The sequence below is a fragment of the Propionimicrobium sp. BV2F7 genome (assembly GCF_000510445.1).
Lineage (GTDB): Bacteria > Actinomycetota > Actinomycetes > Propionibacteriales > Propionibacteriaceae > Propionimicrobium > Propionimicrobium lymphophilum.
The window spans coordinates 435,471-452,582 of record NZ_AZIS01000005.1; the positions used below are offsets into that span (position 1 = coordinate 435,471).

Annotated in this window: 14 protein-coding genes; 10 read left to right on the forward strand and 4 right to left on the reverse strand. The window is 56.8% G+C overall.

Annotated elements, in window-relative coordinates:
* Positions 1-64 precede the first annotated feature (64 nt).
* From HMPREF1255_RS08405 to HMPREF1255_RS08415, 4 genes are all read left to right on the forward strand, one after another.
* Positions 65-1,111, forward strand: a complete 1,047-nt coding sequence (locus tag HMPREF1255_RS08405) for a thioester domain-containing protein (RefSeq protein ID WP_197016992.1) — start codon at positions 65-67, stop codon at positions 1,109-1,111.
* Positions 1,112-1,339: 228 nt separating this feature from the next.
* Positions 1,340-1,510, forward strand: a complete 171-nt coding sequence (locus HMPREF1255_RS09855; protein ID WP_024111311.1) for a hypothetical protein — start codon at positions 1,340-1,342, stop codon at positions 1,508-1,510.
* Between the two features lie 10 nt (positions 1,511-1,520).
* The gene (locus HMPREF1255_RS08410; RefSeq protein ID WP_024111364.1) at positions 1,521-1,808 is read left to right on the forward strand and encodes a hypothetical protein; all 288 of its coding nucleotides are present in this window, start codon (positions 1,521-1,523) and stop codon (positions 1,806-1,808) included.
* A gap of 148 nt (positions 1,809-1,956) precedes the next feature.
* On the forward strand, positions 1,957-2,400 hold the full coding sequence (locus HMPREF1255_RS08415) for a Fur family transcriptional regulator (RefSeq protein WP_024111426.1): 444 nt from the start codon (positions 1,957-1,959) through the stop codon (positions 2,398-2,400).
* Here the strand turns inward: HMPREF1255_RS08415 and HMPREF1255_RS08420 are convergent.
* The gene (locus HMPREF1255_RS08420; RefSeq protein ID WP_024111529.1) at positions 2,397-3,137 is read right to left on the reverse strand and encodes a trimeric intracellular cation channel family protein; all 741 of its coding nucleotides are present in this window, start codon (positions 3,135-3,137) and stop codon (positions 2,397-2,399) included. The genes HMPREF1255_RS08415 and HMPREF1255_RS08420 overlap by 4 nt on opposite strands.
* 584 nt (positions 3,138-3,721) lie before the next feature.
* Here HMPREF1255_RS08420 and mutA point away from each other — a divergent pair.
* The 3 genes from mutA to meaB are packed head-to-tail and all read left to right on the forward strand — an operon-like array spanning position 3,722 to position 8,862.
* Positions 3,722-5,644: a methylmalonyl-CoA mutase small subunit gene (mutA, locus tag HMPREF1255_RS08430; RefSeq protein ID WP_036917544.1), complete on the forward strand. Its 1,923-nt coding sequence runs from the start codon at positions 3,722-3,724 to the stop codon at positions 5,642-5,644.
* Entirely contained in the window at positions 5,641-7,821 is a 2,181-nt protein-coding gene (scpA, locus tag HMPREF1255_RS08435; RefSeq protein WP_016456566.1) for a methylmalonyl-CoA mutase, read from the forward strand. The genes mutA and scpA overlap by 4 nt, the downstream gene beginning before the upstream one ends.
* A gap of 27 nt (positions 7,822-7,848) precedes the next feature.
* Positions 7,849-8,862, forward strand: coding sequence for a methylmalonyl Co-A mutase-associated GTPase MeaB (gene meaB, locus HMPREF1255_RS08440; RefSeq protein WP_024111587.1), 1,014 nt, complete (start codon positions 7,849-7,851; stop codon positions 8,860-8,862).
* 60 nt (positions 8,863-8,922) lie between these two features.
* Here the strand turns inward: meaB and HMPREF1255_RS08445 are convergent, their stop codons facing one another.
* Both HMPREF1255_RS08445 and HMPREF1255_RS08450 read right to left on the reverse strand, forming a co-directional pair.
* Positions 8,923-10,251: an MFS transporter gene (locus tag HMPREF1255_RS08445; protein ID WP_024111496.1), complete on the reverse strand. Its 1,329-nt coding sequence runs from the start codon at positions 10,249-10,251 to the stop codon at positions 8,923-8,925.
* A 9-nt stretch (positions 10,252-10,260) separates the two neighbouring features.
* Entirely contained in the window at positions 10,261-10,995 is a 735-nt protein-coding gene (locus HMPREF1255_RS08450; protein WP_036917781.1) for a glycerophosphoryl diester phosphodiesterase, read from the reverse strand.
* Positions 10,996-11,343: 348 nt separating this feature from the next.
* Here HMPREF1255_RS08450 and HMPREF1255_RS08455 point away from each other — a divergent pair, with 348 nt between their 5' ends.
* Both HMPREF1255_RS08455 and HMPREF1255_RS08460 read left to right on the forward strand, forming a co-directional pair.
* Positions 11,344-13,071: a glycerol-3-phosphate dehydrogenase/oxidase gene (locus tag HMPREF1255_RS08455; RefSeq protein WP_024111376.1), complete on the forward strand. Its 1,728-nt coding sequence runs from the start codon at positions 11,344-11,346 to the stop codon at positions 13,069-13,071.
* A 132-nt stretch (positions 13,072-13,203) separates the two neighbouring features.
* The gene (locus tag HMPREF1255_RS08460; protein WP_016456561.1) at positions 13,204-14,154 is read left to right on the forward strand and encodes a sugar-binding transcriptional regulator; all 951 of its coding nucleotides are present in this window, start codon (positions 13,204-13,206) and stop codon (positions 14,152-14,154) included.
* 147 nt (positions 14,155-14,301) lie between these two features.
* Here HMPREF1255_RS08460 and HMPREF1255_RS08465 read toward each other — a convergent pair whose 3' ends face one another.
* A complete protein-coding gene (locus tag HMPREF1255_RS08465) occupies positions 14,302-14,805 on the reverse strand; it encodes a phosphoribosyltransferase (RefSeq protein ID WP_024111569.1) in 504 nt (167 codons plus the stop codon).
* A gap of 183 nt (positions 14,806-14,988) precedes the next feature.
* Between HMPREF1255_RS08465 and tkt the strand changes: the two genes are divergently transcribed.
* Complete coding sequence (tkt, locus tag HMPREF1255_RS08470) at positions 14,989-17,046, forward strand: transketolase (protein ID WP_024111498.1); 2,058 nt, start codon at positions 14,989-14,991, stop codon at positions 17,044-17,046.
* Positions 17,047-17,112 lie beyond the last annotated feature (66 nt).

Below are 17,112 nucleotides of genomic sequence, written 5' to 3' on the forward strand. Positions count from 1 at the left end.
AATCATGCACTCGCGAACACGAAAAACAACTTGGCTGTTTCTTCTCTTCTCCCTAGCAGTCTTGTTGCTAAACGTTAGGCCGGCATTCGCGGATGACGGCCTCTACCGATTGCAAAACCCAGACGGCGCCGATTACGGATTTGCGGTGGTGGGCAGTAACGACTTGCAGTATGGCACCCGCATCTTTACGGCCACGGATTCCACTACGACGATCCGGGCTTATTGCGTCGAGAACACCGTTGCGGTTAGGCGCGGCCACACCCTGAAGCTGTCCGAATGGGGCGAGTTCCCAGGAAGTAATAATTTTGGCGCAGATGAACAAGTGCGTCTTAAAGCAGCTTGGATAGCGGCCAACACATACCCGCAGATAGGCCTAGAGCTGATGAGGGAAAAGACGGGGGTCGATGGTTTGTCGGTCAAGGAGGCCATTACGGCTAGCCAGGCGGCAATATGGCATTTTACCGATGGCCTTCAGTTGGCAGACGTCAGCGGGGCCTCAGGGGGTGAAAAGGCCAACGTTGTGGCCGCCTACAACTACCTGACTGGCGACGCGAACGTCGGGGCAAATCTAGGGCCGATCGTCCAAGTTACTACCCCTGACGTGGGAACCGCGGGACAACGCCTTGGCCCAATCAAGGTTTCTGCCAACACGCAGGCCGTCGCTATCGAGGGTCTTGACATGCCACTGGTCGATGCGCAGGGCCGAAGCGTCGATGCCAAAAATGCTCCGACAAATGTCGACTTGTACGTGGACATTCCAGACGATGCCCCCGCAGCCAGCCAACAATTCAAAGTCTCTGCCATTAGCGACGCATACCTCGGTCATCTCCTGGTGGATACCGATGCCCAAAACCCGACCCAGACCATCATCGTCAGCGGAAGCCACAAGGTGAGCGCAGAGGCTGAGGGGAAGATCACTTGGGAAGCGTTGCCGCCTGCTCCGGCGGAACCCGAGCCGAGTCAAACGCCCGAACCCTTAGCCACTCCGAGCGCTCCGGTAACTGAAGCCAAAGCGCCTGGATTGCCGAAGACTGGGGAGCAGGGGTTCGCTGCGTTGGCGCTAGCCGTCCTTGCTGCTGGAGGAGCCTGGGTTTCGCTCCGCAGACGCTAGCGCAACCGGCTTTGTAGCAAGGAGATTAACTATCTTGAAAAAATATCTGCAAAAGTTTTGTAGGTTTTTCGGGCGAGTCCTGTTCCCAAACGAAGATCGCCCATAGCGATCCCTAGACTGCGGTTTTTCAGCTACAACTGTCAGAAAAATAGTGATTTTCCGTCTCGTAAACTCGACGGGTCAGAACCCCCTCTGGCAATCCTCAACAGGGTGAATGTTAGGAAAACTATGCCTAATCTTGCTAAGAAAATTAGCCTACTTGTGCTTTTGAGCACGCTTTTCACTTTACTGGTCGGGATTAACCCGGCTCGTGCAGAAATCAACAACGAATTCTCGCTGGCCCCAGCGGTGAATTCGACTCGGGGTATCGAGTATCCGGCGAGAATAGTTCTTCGCTGAAGGCTAGCCGTTGGAGGCCTGCGACAGGGCAACTGTTTCCTGGCTTGACAAGCCACGTCCGGTAGTTCCTTATGCAGTACCGACTCCGTCGACATCGGTTCCGAGCGAAGTCATCGAACCGACTCCGTCAGAGACCCCTTCGGCTACTGCAACTACTTCAGCAATCGAGGTTGCCGTAGTCAAGAAGAGCGAAAGCTCTAAGCCGGGTTTGCCTAAGACCGTCGCACGGGGTGCAGGAATGCTCGCGCTAGCCGCGCTGGTTGGCTTTGCTACGTTTCGCGTTATTCGAAATCGCTAGTTAGCTAGTTAGGTAGTGCCAAAAATCTTTGACCGGTCAGGAAACTGGCCGGTCAAAGATTTTACTCAAAAGAGGTAAAGACGTGGTATCTTATCGATCCGGGATACCTAAACTTTGAATTACTCAAAAGAGTGGTAGGTTTATTGCAATGAGCGAGGTTAACGACTGGGCCACGCGAATCCGAGGGGCAGGCTTGCGTGCCACCAACCCGCGCCTGATTGTGTTAGAAGCGCTAGCTCAACGATCCCACGTTAGCGTCGAAGAGCTGGTCGACATCGTCAAGTCGTACGGCAAATCAGTTAGCCTGCAATCTGCCTACAACGTTTTGACTGATTTGTGCCATGCTGGGCTCGTCAGAAGTATTGAGCTGCCCCACCAGCCCGCTCGCTATGAATTAGACAACGGTGACAATCATCACCACGCGGTTTGCTCTAGCTGCGCAAAGATTTATGACGTCTCTTGCGCTGTCGGCTACACGCCATGTCTGACTCCCGCAGAAGATCACGGAATGCAGATCAAAATCGCCGATGTTTTCTATCGGGGAGTCTGCGTTAATTGCCAAGAGCGCGAGCTGGACGAAGTAACCAGCTAGTTTCCTTCCGGCCCAATGGCCTCGATGCTGCCGGTCGGTGCCTCTGATAAGCGGGCCTTCCTGATGCCCCTCTTCCTGAACGCATTAGATAACTTTCCAGCCTTCAGATCTATCCCTCCTCTAGGCAGCGACCAGCCCTTTTTGGAGGCTATCCAACCGAAGAGTACACAACACACGATTGCTAGCGCCATGGCCAGGTTCGGGTAACCAAGCTGCATGATGAAGTAAGCAATGAGAGCTCCGGCTAGGGCGACAGTTGCGTATAGCTCGTTACCTCCGAAAATCACCGGTGTGCGTCCGGCCAGAACGTCGCGGATAACTCCTCCTCCGACGCAGGTAATGACGCCTAGCATGACGCATGAAACCGGGCCTAATCCGTAGTTGATCGCTTTGATTGTTCCTGTAGCCGCCCAGCAGCCGAGCCCCAGAATGTCTAAGAATCCGAGCAATTTGCTGAACTTCTTCCCGCTCATGTTGACGATGTAGCCGAGAACTGAAGCGCCAATCGCGCAGGGTAAATAGAGGGGGTTCTCTAGGGCTGCCGGGACTACGCCGAGGCCGGCTAGCATGACGTCTCGAATTAGACCTCCGCCCAACCCCGTTGCGATGGCTAGGACTGCGAACCCGACGATGTCGAATTTAAGCGAACGGGCCAGGACCGCTCCGATCAAGCCGTTGGCGACCACAGCGGTCACGTCTACGGCGTTAAAAACAATTTGCGGGTCGATGGGTTGCACGTAACAAGGTTATGCCATGGTCAGATAAAACCATCTTTATGGAGCCGTAGGAAAATCTCTTCGGCTCATATTCCAAGAAAATCGCGGATAGCGGGCATTTCGCGACGAATCTGCTCTTTGCCCTGACCCCAAGTTCGGAAGTTTCCAATAGCCCGGGTCTGCCGCTAGATGAATGAACGATCTGGTGGCCCTGACCTGGTCGCGCGAAAGGTAGTTCGCCAGGTGGGTCGAGCCGGCCGAAATTCCCGCAACCCAATCGAAGTGGATTCTGTTGCGCTATAGCTCTACGACGACTGGGGCAGTGGCGCTATTTCGCATACCGTTGCCCTCAAAAATCAAGGCAACCCCGAATACGTTGTTGGTGAGCTGTTTGCTCTCGGTTCTGCCTATCATGACTTCAAGCTTGCCAGCCAGAACAGAATGCGGACTATCTTTGCGAATATTTTGGCTAAATCGGTGCACGCTTTTGCAGATAATGCCTAATATGGTCGGCTTTAGGTGGGATTAACTACTTGGAATCATAGGTCGTTGGTATGGTTTTACTATTGCCTCGTTAAGAGCAGCGAGGTACTTAGTAATTACATATGGGAGGAATCACACAGATGACGACCACCCCAGACGTTGCACCCGAAGATCTGACTCTTGCTGGCGACTTTGATTCGCCTACAATGCAGCAGTGGAAGGACGAGGTTGCAAAGGTTCTCAACAGAGGGCGTCCTGAAAACAAGCAGCTGTCTAGCGACCAAGCTTACGAGAGGCTGCGCAAGACCACGGTCGACGGCATCACCGTCGAGCCGATTTACACCAAGGACGACGCTGTCGACCTTGGCTACACTGGCTCCGCGACTTTCGTTCGCGGCACTACTGTTCGTAACGGTGAGATGGATGCTTGGGATGTTCGTGTTTTGCACGAAGATCCTGAGGCTAAGTTCACCAACACTGAGATTCTGGAGGATCTGCAGCGTGGCGCAATGAGCGTGTGGCTGCGTGTGGATCCGGATGCGGTTAAGCCGGAAGACGTTGAGAAGGCACTAGAGGGTGTCGATCTGACGCTGGCTCCCGCTGCTGTGTCCAGCTACACCGATCAGATCGCTGCCGCCGATGCGCTTTTGGCTGTTGCCGAGAAGCGTGGCGACGACAAGGCGATCATCTCGCTGGGTCTCGACCCCATCGGTCAGGCTGCGACCACCGGCGAAAAGGCGGATCTGAGCAAGCTCGCCGATTACGCCAAGAAGGTTCAGAAGTTCGCCAAGCTGAACTCCGATAGCGAGTACGTTGCTGACACCCAGCTTTCCCGCGCTATCACCATCGACGGCACTATATGGCACAACGCCGGTGCGGGCGACGTCCACGAACTCGGCTGGCTCCTCGCCACCGGTGCAGAGTACGTTCGCGCTCTGATCGAGGCCGGCCTTAGCGCCGATGAGGCCTTCAACGCCATCGAGTTCCGTGTCACCGCCACCACCAACCAGATGTTGACCATCGCAAGGCTGCGCGCTCTGCGCGTCGCTTGGGCACGAATTGGTGAAGAGTTCGGGGTCGACGAGCGCCTGCGCGGTGCACGTCAGCACGCTGTGCAGTCTCGCCGCCAGATCACTCGCGACGATGCTTACGTGAACATGCTGCGTGGCACCATTTCTTGCTTCTCCGCCGCTGTTGCTGGCGCAGAGGCCGTCACCGTTCTTCCGTTCGACACCGCTTGGGGCCTGCCCAACAGGTTCAGCCGTCGTGTCGCTCGCAACACGCAGATCGTTCTGGCCGAAGAGTCCAACATTGGCCGCGTAAACGACCCCGCTGGTGGCGCTTGGGCGATGGAATCGCTGACCAAGGAAATCGCCGACAAGGCTTGGGCTGAGCTGCAGACCGTTGAGGCCGCTGGCGGCATGGCTGCCTACTTGGCAGACGGTTCCGTCGAAAAAGACCTCGCCGAGGTTAACGAGGCTCGTGCAAAGGCCCTTGCCACTCGTAAGCAGCCGATCACCGGTGTTTCCGAGTTCCCGAACCCGACCGAGGCCCCGGTTGAGGGCTTCCGCGAGCGTCTCGAGCTCGAGCGTGGCGGTCTTCCGTTCCTGCGCGATTCCGAGGTATTCGAGGAAATGCGCGACGCGACGAAGGGTCATGACAACGCTAAGGTATTCTTGGCTGGTCTGGGAACTCGTCGCGACTTCGGTGCCCGCGAAGGCTTCGCATCGAACTACTTCCACATCGCTGGCCTGGCCACGATCCTTCAGGAAGGTGGCTCGACCGAAGAAATCGTTGCAGCATTCAAGGAATCCGGCACACCTGTCGCCTGCCTATGCTCCTCGCGCAAGGTCTACTCCGAGAAGGGCTTGGAAGTTGCCAAGGCTCTCAAGGACGCCGGCGCGAAGACCGTCCTGTTGGCTGGAAACATCAAGGAGCTCGGTGACGTTGACGCCTCCGGTGTCATCGATGGCACCATCGCCTTGGGCGTAGACGTCGTAGCTGGGCTAAACGACATTCTGCAGACTTTGGAGGTTCGCAAGTGAGCACCTTGCCACGTTTTGATCAGGTAGACCTCGGTAACCCTCAGGAGGCTGCCGACGGTAAGAACATTTTCATGCACAAGCTCGGCCCCGAAGCCGAGAAGTGGACCACTCCCGAGCAGATCGAGATTGAGCACATCTACGGCAACGAGGATCTGGAGAAGCTGGACTTCCTGGACACCAAGCCAGGCTTCCCGCCTTACCTCCGCGGCCCGTACGCCACGATGTACACCTCTAGGCCTTGGACTATTCGTCAGTATGCTGGTTTCTCCACCGCTGCCGAGTCCAACGCTTTCTACCGCCGCAACCTGGCCGCTGGCCAGAAGGGTCTGTCGATTGCATTCGACCTCGCTACCCACCGCGGTTACGACTCGGACAATGCTCGTGTTACCGGCGACGTCGGTATGGCCGGTGTGGCCGTCGACTCGATCTTGGATATGCGTCAGCTCTTCGACGGAATTCCGCTAGATCAGATGTCGGTCTCGATGACCATGAACGGTGCGGTTCTGCCGATTCTGGCGTTCTACATCGTCGCGGCTGAGGAGCAGGGTGTTAAGCCTGAGCAGCTGGCCGGAACCATTCAGAATGACATTCTGAAGGAGTTCATGGTTCGTAACACTTACATCTACCCGCCGACCCCGTCGATGCGTATCATCGCCGAGATTTTTGCTTACACCTCGGCAAACATGCCGAAGTTCAACTCGATCTCGATTTCCGGCTACCACATGCAGGAAGCCGGCGCTACATCAGACATCGAGATGGCATACACCTTGGCTGATGGCGTTGAGTACATTCGCGCTGGTGAGTCGGTTGGCCTGAAGGTCGACCAGTTTGCCCCGCGTCTGAGCTTCTTCTGGGCTATGGGTATGAACTTCTTCACCGAGGTCGCCAAGATGCGTGCGGCTCGTATGCTGTGGGCTCGCCTGGTTCGCCAGTTCAACCCGCAGAACAAGAAGTCCATGAGCCTGCGTACTCACTCGCAGACCTCCGGTTGGTCGCTGACCGCTCAGGACGTCTACAACAACGTCGCTCGCACCTGTGTCGAAGCTATGGCTGCAACTCAGGGTCAGACCCAGTCGCTGCACACCAACGCGCTCGACGAGGCCATCGCGCTACCGACTGACTTCTCCGCGCGTATTGCCCGTAACACCCAGCTGTTCATTCAGCAGGAGAGCGGCAACACCCGCACGGTCGACCTGTGGGCTGGCTCGGCTTACGTCGAAAAGCTGACCGAGGAGATCGCCAAGAACGCTTGGAACCTGATTCAGGAGGTCGAGCAGGCCGGCGGTATGACTAAGGCTATCGAGGCTGGCATCCCGAAGATGCGCATCGAGGAAGCCGCTGCTCGTACCCAGGCTCGCATCGACTCCGGCCGTCAGCCGGTTATCGGTGTTAACAAGTACACTCTCGATTCTTCCGATCCGCTGGATGTTCTGGTTGTTGACAACGCAACCGTTCGCGCCGAGCAGATCGCCAAGCTCGAGAAGCTGCGCGCTGAGCGTAACGAGGAAGACTGCCAGGCAGCTTTGGAGAAGCTCACTTGGGCTGCTGCCAACCCTGACTCTTCCGACCCCGATCGCAACCTGCTCAAGCTCGCCGTTGACGCTGCACGCGCCAAGGCATCGCTGGGCGAGATCTCCGACGCACTGGAGAAGGAATTCGGCCGTTACACCGCTCAGATCCGCACGATTAGTGGCGTTTACTCTAAGGAATCCGGAATGTCCCCACGCATGGATGAGGCCAAGAAGAAGGTCGAGGAGTTTGAGGAGATCGCAGGACGTCGTCCGCGTATCATGATCGCGAAGATGGGCCAGGACGGTCACGACCGTGGCCAGAAGGTTGTCGCAACCGGCTTCGCAGACCTCGGTTTTGACGTTGAGGTTGGTCCTCTGTTCCAGACTCCGGAAGAGGCAGCTAGGGAAGCTATCGAAGGCGACGTCCACGTCGTCGGCGTTTCCTCGCTGGCCGCTGGCCACCTGACTCTGGTTCCGGCTCTTCGTCAGGAACTGGACAAGCAAGGCCGTGACGACATCGCGATCGTCGTCGGTGGCGTTATTCCTGAGCAGGACTACGACGAACTGCGCAAGGATGGCGCGATCGATATCTTTGGTCCGGGCACCAACATCGTCGATTCGGCGATCAAACTGCTCGACAAGATGATTGCAGCCGAGCAGGAATAATAACTAGCAAGATGTAAGGAGAAGCTAATGGCAAGGAAGATTGATGTACCGGCCCTAGTCGAAGGGATCAAGGCAAGCAATCGCTCCGCCATGGCGCAATCCATCACTCTTGTTGAGTCGAAAAAACCTGCACACCGTGCACTAGCCAGGCAGCTCCTGACCGAGATCGCACCCCTCACGGGCAATGCGATCCGGTTGGGGCTGACCGGCGTGCCGGGCGCGGGTAAATCTACTTTTACGGATTCACTTGGCACCAAGCTTATTAAGGAGTACGGCAAGAAAGTGGCCGTGCTCGCTGTGGACCCATCCAGTAGCAAAACTGGTGGTTCTGTGCTGGGCGACCGCACCCGAATGGCAAGACTGACGTCTCTCGATGAATCGTTTGTCCGTCCTTCGCCATCGGGCACCCACCTTGGCGGTGTAGCCAGGGCTACCCGTGAAGCAATGCTCATTGTCGAGGCAGCGGGTTACGACGTTGTTATCGTCGAAACAGTTGGTGTTGGACAGTCCGAGGTTGCTGTTTCGGGCATGGTCGACACGTTCCTCATGCTTTCTCTGACGGGAGCCGGAGATCAGTTGCAGGGCATCAAGAAGGGCATCCTGGAGATGGCCGACGTGATTGCCGTCAACAAGGCAGACGGCCCGAACGAGCGAGAGGCCAGGGTAGCTGCCCGCGAGTTGGCAATAGCCATGAAGCTGGTTACTGGCAACAGCAGCGACCGAATTCCTCCAGTGCTGACTTGTTCAGCGCTTAACGATGTTGGTCTGGATGAGGTCTGGAAGGCCGTCATCGAGCATCGCGAATGGTTGGAAAAGACCGTCGGGCTCGAAGCCTATCGTGGGCATCAGCAAGTCAGCTGGATGTGGGCGCAGGCAGAAACTGCGGTTCTGGACATCATGCACCGCGACGCGAAGATCCTTCCACTTGTGAAGGAGCTGGAGGCCAAGGTTATTAGCGGCCAGACAAGCGCTCTTGAAGCGTCTGCAAAGTTGCTGGAGGAGTTTTCTGGACTCATTCCGCAGGTAGATTGGGCTAACTAGAGATTTAGCGCCTATAAAAAAGTCGCGGGCCACCTCCGGGGCCCGCGACTTTTTGTTTAATTAAGACTGCTTGGCTTTCTTGTCGATTCGGTGGTTGATAGTTGCCAGGAAGAACGCGCAAACGGCGCCGGAGATCGCCACGACAAGGGTGATTGTGAAGATGATCGCGTAACCAGTTTGCGGATTGTCCTTGTGGGCGTCAACTATGCCGGAGGTCATCAGGTTGCCCCAGATGATGGATGCGTAAACCAGGAATGAGCCGACGGACATTGCCGAACCGTTGATCTCCTCGGGCAGATTGAGCTCGGCGACCGGGGCCAAAATGACCGCTTTGCCGAGGAACACGCCCATAGCCATCAGCATGAGCAGAACCATTGCTGGCCACATCAGAGTCGTGTTTGCTGGCAGCAACAGAAGAAGACCTGAGCCGATCGCAATCACGGACAGGCCGACAGCCATCATCATGGTTGATGACTTGAACACGTAGTCGGCGAGCATACCTGCCAGCAGACCTGCGATGATGCCGATGAATCCGGTGTTGAAGATGCCGAACGCGCCAGCGACGCCGTCAGATGCGTTGAATACGAGCGATAGGTACGGTGCCGACGAGTAAATTAGGTTTACGTAGCTCCAGTAGACGCACAAGCCCGCCAGGCCTGCGAGCCAGAGGCGTGGCTTTTTCAGAACCTGGATGAGCCCGATCAAGGCTGCTTGGTTCTCAGACTTTCCCTCGCTCTTCGCAATTGCGTTATTGGGAACGTACTTGCGGATGAGCAGGATCATGGGGATGAGGAAAAGTGCGTAGGCGATCGCGAAACCGCGCATAACGATGTTTGCCTGCTCGGGGAAAACGAACAGTGCGCCAACGACGAGGAGGTTCATGACGAACTCCAAAGCGCGGCGAATCGTCTCCAGCAGCCCCATCGCTAGGCCACGGCCCTCGCTGTCGGAATCTTTGGAGAGGTAGCTAACGCCGTTGACAACGGCCGGCCAGCCGACTGCGTCGCCGACCGCCCAAGTGAAGGCGATGGCCAGCATCATTTGGAATGGCATCCCGGGGATTAGGTACAAAACGAGCGTCGTGAATAGGCGCCAGCCCGCCCAGATAGTAAGGATGTTCTTGATGGGGAAGCGGTTGTTAACCCAGCCGCCGGGCACATACATGAACATTGCCAGGCCGATGACGCTCATCATCTGCCCGAATTGGGCCATGGTGATGCCCAACGCGTTACACATTGGCAGAATCAGGGAGCCTTTAAAAGCCTCGAAAGAGGAGTAGACCAGCTGGCCGGTCGCGACGACCGCCAGGTATCCGCCAACTTTACCTTTTCGCAGGAATGCGGGAAGTTTCTTCTTCGGCTTCGAGGTTTCGGTGGTTGTATCGCTCATGTATTTTCCTTAAAAGTTCTTGACCATCTGGCCTGCGATGTCGGTGAAGACGCCGGTGCATCCCCAGTTGAAGAGTTCGTTTGCGCGGGATAGGGAGTTGACCGTCCAAACGTTGACGCCGAAACCTGCGTCTCGGAACTCTTGCACCTTCTGGCGGGTCAGGCCCTTGTCTTCGGGGTGTATGTAATCTGCACCAACGAGCTCGAGGATCGAGCGCCAGTCGTCGTAGAGGGCGCAGGTCTCGTAGAGGCATCCGACGGGATATTGAGGCGCACGACGCTTGAATTCAGCCAGCAGGACGTGGTTGAAGCAGGAGACGATTACCTTGCGCTCCGGGTTGAGACGGTCGAGCTCGGCGATGACCGAGTCGAGCATCTGCAACGACATCTCTTTGCCGTTCTCGTTCGATTTGAGCTCGATGTTTCCGTTCAAGCCTGTCTCGTTCATGATGTCTACGAGCTTGTGCAAAGTGAGGAGCGGTTCGCCAACGAAGTCTTGACCGAACCAAGATCCCGCATCGATCTGGGGTAGGTCTTTGGCGCTCAGTTCGTAGTATCCGCCCGACTTGTTAGTGGTGCGGTCGAGAGTGGTGTCGTGGCAGATGATGGCGGTTCCGTCTCCGATGATGTCGACGTCCGTCTCGAACCACTTGACGCCTTTTTCTGCGGCCAGCCTGAAGGCGGATTCAGTATTTTCTGGCGCTAGTGTGTTGAGACCGCGGTGGGCAAAAACAATTTTCTCCATGAGAATTACTTTCTCGAGCTGTGGGTTATCGAAAGCTAAATGGACTGCGGCGAGCATTTGCCGTGATCGTTGTCACTTCGAAATATTCCAGCAAAAAGATATGGGGTCAGGGGTTGTCTGTACAGTTGACTAGCAATTTTGATTACTCAAAAAAGAGGTTCAGATGAATCAACTATCTGGATTTTCGCGCGTGAATTGGTCAATTGAGAGTTTTAATGAGGGGCATTAATTTCGAATTTTGGTTTGGATAGCTCAATAAAAGCTTGAAGACTGCACGCTTGTGCATTGGTTAGGGTTAGCTAATTAATAAAGTGATAATTGTGTTGCATAACTACGAATGGAGAAGCAATGCAAAAGACACAGTTGTCAGTCGCAACCCGAAAAGAATCTTTGCAGAAGATGGCAGCCGAAGAATTAGATATTTTGGTTATCGGCGGCGGAGTCACTGGCGCTGGAACCGCCCTAGACGCTGCCTCTCGTGGGCTTCGAGTGGGCATCGTTGAAGCTCAGGACTGGTCATCTGGTACGTCATCACGTTCGTCAAAGCTCGTGCACGGCGGCCTGCGGTATCTGTATCAACTGAACTTCGCGCTCGTCGCGGAATCACTTAGGGAACGCGGACTGCTCCTAACTAAAACGGCTCCTCACCTGGTCAAGGCGCAGCCGTTCTTGTGGCCGCTGAAGATGCCTGTTATCGAGCGCGCCTATTCCGCTGTCGGCGTCGGGCTCTACGACGCCATCGCTCAATTCGCCCACAAGGGTTCTGTGCCCATTCAGCGCCATCACACCAAAAAGGGCTCTCTGAAGCTGGCTCCCGCGCTGTCGGAGAAGGCACTCATCGGATCGCTCGTTTATTACGATGCAAGAGTTGACGATGCGAGGCTCGTCGTCAACCTGCTGCGCACCGCGGCGGGCTACGGCGCTCTGGCCGCGAATCGTGCGCAAGTCGTCGAATTGATCAAAGAAGGGGAGCGAGTGGTCGGTGCGCTTGTTCGAGACGTAGAAGACGGCACTGAATACAAGATCCGCGCCAAGCGCGTCATCAATTCAACCGGAGTCTGGACTGAGGAGACGCAGAAACTTTCCGGCTCAACCGGTGGCTTGAAGGTCCTGGCTTCAAAGGGCATCCACATCGTCGTGCCAAAGGACAAGATCGATTCTTCCGTCGGATTGTTCCTGCGGACGGAGAAATCGGTGCTGTTCATCATTCCTTGGAAGCGATACTGGATTATCGGGACGACCGACACCAAATATCATGAGGATCTGCGCGAGCCCGTTGCAAATAAAGAAGACATTCAATACCTGCTCGACCACGCGAACTCCGTTCTTGCAAAGCCCCTAACCGTCGACGACATCATCGGCACCTTCGCGGGGCTACGTCCGTTGCTGCAGCCGGGCACCCTCGACGGCGACAAGACCAAATCGACGAAGGTGTCCCGCGAGCACACCGTTACGGAGGCGGCTCCCGGTCTTTGCGTCATCGCCGGTGGCAAGCTGACCAGCTACAGAAAGATGGCCGAAGACGTCGTCGACTTCGCCTTGGGTGCAGAACGAGCCAAGCAGTTGCCTTGCCTGACGACGAATATTCCACTGAGCGGTGCCACCGGCTACGAAGAGATGTGGGAGGACCGTCGGGCCATAGCTGGCGAGAATCAGCTGAGCGTAGAACATGTGGAAGATCTTCTTGACCGCTATGGCAGCGACGTTAGCTACCTGTTTGAGCTTATTAACGAAGAACCCACCCTTCGCGAATCTCTGAAGGAAGCGCCTGAGTATCTCCGCGCCGAAATAGCTTTTGGAATCAAATACGAGGGCGCGCTGCACCTCGAGGATCTGGTGCGCAGGAGGACGAGGCTGTGCTACGAGCGTCGCGATCGCGGCTTGGCTGCCGCCGAAGAAATCGCCGAGATTGCGGCCGGCATACTCGGTTGGTCTGACGAGATAAAGCGCGAGGAGCTAGAAAACTACAAGCGCTACTGCGCAGCCGAGAAGAAAGCGGAGGAGATGCAGGATGAGGTCGAAGCCCAGCAGGAGATGCTAAAGGCAGACGGAATCACCGAATTCAAGATTGGCTGATGTCGCTTACCTCAAACGCGCCACGATTTTATCGGCATTGTTGCAATAGTTGAAAAAATGCACAATTGTGCACAAAATTTTTTTGATGTAACTTTGCTCTTACGTTTACGTGGCGCGTTGGAGGCAAGCACTATGACAGATCAGCTAACCGAGCTGTATACGGCAGCGCATTCTTACTACGTCGAAGGCGAAACCATGGAAACCATCGCCCGAGACATGGGGGTGTCGAGATCTACCGTATCCAGGATGCTTTCGCGCGCCCGCGAAAACGGGGTGGTGCGAATCTCTCTCGTCGAGCCGCCCGCCTCGCAGTCTCGGCTAGCCGCGAAGATCTCGTCCCACTTCAACGTAAAGGTGCATCTTGTTGAGGTGCCCGATGAGGCCCCCATTGGGGCAAGGCTGCGATCGGTGACCTCCTACGCCAGCCAGATCCTCTCCGCCCTCATTTTCGACGGGGCAAGGCTGGGAATCGCTTGGGGTGTAACCGTCGCGCACATGGCGCGTCAGATGACGCCCCGCCACATGGCCGGCGTCCAGGTCGTGCAGATGAATGGCTCCGCGCACGCAAAAGATACTGGTTTGCCGTATGTCGGCAGCATCCTGCAGGCATTTGCTGAGGCATTCAACGGAACCGTAGTTCCGTTCACCGTGCCCGCCTTCTTCGATCACGTCGAAACCCGCCGACTGATGTGGCAGGAACGCTCTGTCAAGTTGATCCTGGAAGAACTCGAACAGCTCGACCTGGCGGTGTTCGGAGTTGGCGCCCTAACCGCACGCGTACCTTCGCACGTCTATTCTTCTGGGTATCTGTCTGCTGGCGAAGTCATGCGCGCCCAGCGCCAGGGAGCTGTCGGAGACGTCTGCACAATCCTGATCCGCGAGGACGGCAGCTACGACAACATCGACTTAAACGAGCGAGCCACAGGCATGACTCCCGACCAACTTGCCAGGATTCCGCGACGCATGTGTGTTGTCGGAGATCCGAGCCGTGCCCGAGTCCTGCTCGGCGCGCTTCGCAGCGGGGCAGTAAGCGACCTGGTCTGCGACGGCCAAACCGCCAAAAATCTGCTCAGCCTCATCTAAAGCAAAACAAAAGTCCTTGACCAAACGGCCAAGGACTTTTTTGATTTTGATCGAAGGCTATGGGGACAGAGGGCTGATAACTATCGTGTCACTCTGCTGCCGTTACCGGCGGCAGAGCTGACCACGGGCTGTGTTTTTGTTCCCGGTTCACTCAGCTGCCGTTACCGGCGGCAGAGCTGACCACGGGAAAACAATCCATTTGTCGGTGCGGTGCCAGATGTAGTCGGGTTCCGTAACCGTTGTCGGCTTCGCGTACAGCACCGCGCTTCGCACGTCCGCCCCGAACCCCTTCAGCAGCTTCAAGACCAGGGCCAAAGTTCTTCCAGAATCCACCACGTCGTCGACCACCAGAACCCTCTTGCCGGCGATCGAATCGGTATCTAACATGGGCGCCAACAAAACTGGGTCAGGCAATGTCTTCGCAATGTCAGTGTAAAACTCAACGTTGATGGCATCCGTCAGCTTCTTGCCCAGGGCATACGTCAAAGCGCCAGCCGGAATCATGCCGCCACGGGCAATCGCCAGCACCACCTCGGCATCAAAGCCAGAATTGGCAATCTGCTGGGCCATCTCTCGGCTGGCGGTTCCGAAACGCTCCCAAGTTAGAACTTCCCGGGTCTCATCCGGGGTTGCGTCAGCGTGGTAACTCATGACTTTAAGGTTACGCTGGTCGCAGGAGTAACTGTGTGAAAATTGCGCCAACATCGTGCAATCATATTTTTGCTCGGACTGTAGCGAGCACACTTACAAGTACACGTACAATGGTCTAGTACAATTGCATTTCATCGCTGATCCACCGTTGGATCTTCACAATCGAAATGAGGATTAATTAAAGTGAGCGATTTCACCTGGACAAAACAGGACGAGCGTGCGGTTGACACCGCCCGCATTCTAGCCGCCGACTCAGTGCAGAAGGTCGGCAACGGACACCCCGGAACTGCCATCTCCCTAGCCCCGGTTGCTTACCTGCTTTACCAGAAGGTTATGAAGACTGACCCGAAGGATCCTAAGTGGATTGGTCGCGACCGTTTCATTCTTTCTGCGGGTCACGCCTCGATTCTCCAGTACAGCCAGCTCTTCCTTGGCGGCCTGGGCCTCGAGCTCGAAGACCTCCAATCGCTGCGCACCTGGGGCGCCCTGACTCCTGGTCACCCAGAATACGGCCACACCGATTTCGTAGAGGTCACCACCGGTCCTCTCGGCGCTGGCATCAGCAACGCGGTCGGCATGGCAATGGCGGCACGTCGTGAACACGGTCTATACGACCCGGAGAACAAGGGCGAGAGCGTTTTTGACCACTACGTATACGCTGTCGCTGGCGACGGCTGCCTCCAGGAAGGTGTCGCTGCCGAGGCCGTTTCGCTCGCAGGCACCCAGCGTCTGGGCAACCTGATCCTGATCTACGATGACAACAGGATCTCCATCGAGGGCGACACTCAGATCGCCTTCACTGAAGACGTCTCCAAGCGCTTCGAGGCGTACGGTTGGGATGTTCACGAGGTCGACTGGACTTGCGGCGGCAAGGATTACAAGGAAGACGTTCCGGCCCTTTACGATGCAATCGAGAAGGGTAAGAAGGTCACCGACAAGCCGACCCTCATCCACCTCAAGACCATCATCGCCTGGCCGCTGCCCACCATGCAGGGTAGCCACACCACTCACGGTTCCGCATTGGGCGACGAAGAGATCACCCGCCTCAAGGATGCTCTCGGCTTTAAGGACGAGCCGTTCGCAATCGAGGACGAGGTTGTCGAGTACTCGCGCAAGAACCTCGCGGAGCGCGGTAAGGCGGCTCGCGAAGAATGGAACGCCAAGTTCGACGAGTGGGCGAAGGCCAACCCCGATCGCAAGAAGCTGCTCGACCGCGTACGCGCAGGCGAGCTGCCTAGCGACCTTGAGCTGCCGACCTTCGAGCCCGGCTCCATGTCCACCCGTAAGGCATCCGAGGTTGTCCTCAACAAGTTTGCTGACCAGCTGCCCGAGCTGTGGGGTGGCTCCGCTGACCTCGCGGGCTCCAACAACACCACGATGAAGGGTGAGCCGAGCTTCCTGCCGGAAGACCGCGTCACCGACGACTGGCAGGGCAACCCGTTCGGTCGCACCCTGCACTTCGGCATTCGTGAGCACGCCATGGGCGGCATCCTGAACGGCATTAACCTGTCCGGCTTGACCAAGGCGTACGGCGGCACCTTCTTCGTGTTTGCCGACTACATGCGCCCACCGGTCCGTCTGGCTTCGCTGATGAACCTGCCGACCATCTTCGTCTGGACGCACGACTCGATTGGCGTCGGCGAAGACGGCCCGACTCACCAGCCTATCGAGCACCTGTGCGCATACCGTGCGATCCCGGGTCTGTCTATCGTTCGTCCTGCCGACGCTAACGAGACCGCCATCGCATGGCGTGAGGCCCTTAAGCGCACCGACGGCCCCGTCGGTCTGATTCTGTCCCGTCAGGACCTGCGCACCATCGATCGCAACGAGTACGCCAGCGCTGAAGGTGCGGCGAAGGGCGCTTACGTCGTGAAGGAAGCCTCCTCCAACGCCAAGCTGATCCTGATTGCCACCGGCTCCGAGGTTGAGTTGGCTCTCGACGCTGCTGAGAAGCTTGAGGCGGAGGGCACCCCGACTCGCGTCGTCTCCATGCCTTGCCAGGAATGGTTCGACGAACAGCCGGAGAGCTACCGCAACGAGGTGCTGCCGCCTGAGGTCGCCGCTCGCGTTAGCGTTGAGGCCGGCATTGCACGCGGCTGGGAGAAGTACATCGGCTGCAAGGGTCGTTCCGTCTCGATCGAGCACTTCGGTGCCTCCGCTAAGGGCGCCAAGCTGTTCGAGGAGTTCGGCTTCACCGTTGACAACGTCGTGAAGGCCGCGAAGGAATCGCTGAACGCCTAAAGCATCGAAAACAGGTGGCCAGGTCCGGTTCGGGCCTGGCCACTTTTGTCTTCGCGCTGTTTTCCA

Excerpts from the sequence above, each read along its gene's own strand:
- HMPREF1255_RS08455 (WP_024111376.1), top strand. The coding sequence starts at position 11,344 with ATGCAAAAGACACAGTTGTCAGTCGCAACCCGAAAAGAATCTTTGCAG.
- meaB (WP_024111587.1), top strand. The coding sequence starts at position 7,849 with ATGGCAAGGAAGATTGATGTACCGGCCCTAGTCGAAGGGATCAAGGCA.
- HMPREF1255_RS08415 (WP_024111426.1), top strand. The coding sequence starts at position 1,957 with ATGAGCGAGGTTAACGACTGGGCCACGCGAATCCGAGGGGCAGGCTTG.
- mutA (WP_036917544.1), top strand. The coding sequence starts at position 3,722 with ATGGGAGGAATCACACAGATGACGACCACCCCAGACGTTGCACCCGAA.
- HMPREF1255_RS09855 (WP_024111311.1), top strand. The coding sequence starts at position 1,340 with ATGCCTAATCTTGCTAAGAAAATTAGCCTACTTGTGCTTTTGAGCACG.
- HMPREF1255_RS08445 (WP_024111496.1), bottom strand. The coding sequence starts at position 10,251 with ATGAGCGATACAACCACCGAAACCTCGAAGCCGAAGAAGAAACTTCCC.
- HMPREF1255_RS08460 (WP_016456561.1), top strand. The coding sequence starts at position 13,204 with ATGACAGATCAGCTAACCGAGCTGTATACGGCAGCGCATTCTTACTAC.
- HMPREF1255_RS08450 (WP_036917781.1), bottom strand. The coding sequence starts at position 10,995 with ATGGAGAAAATTGTTTTTGCCCACCGCGGTCTCAACACACTAGCGCCA.
- HMPREF1255_RS08465 (WP_024111569.1), bottom strand. The coding sequence starts at position 14,805 with ATGAGTTACCACGCTGACGCAACCCCGGATGAGACCCGGGAAGTTCTA.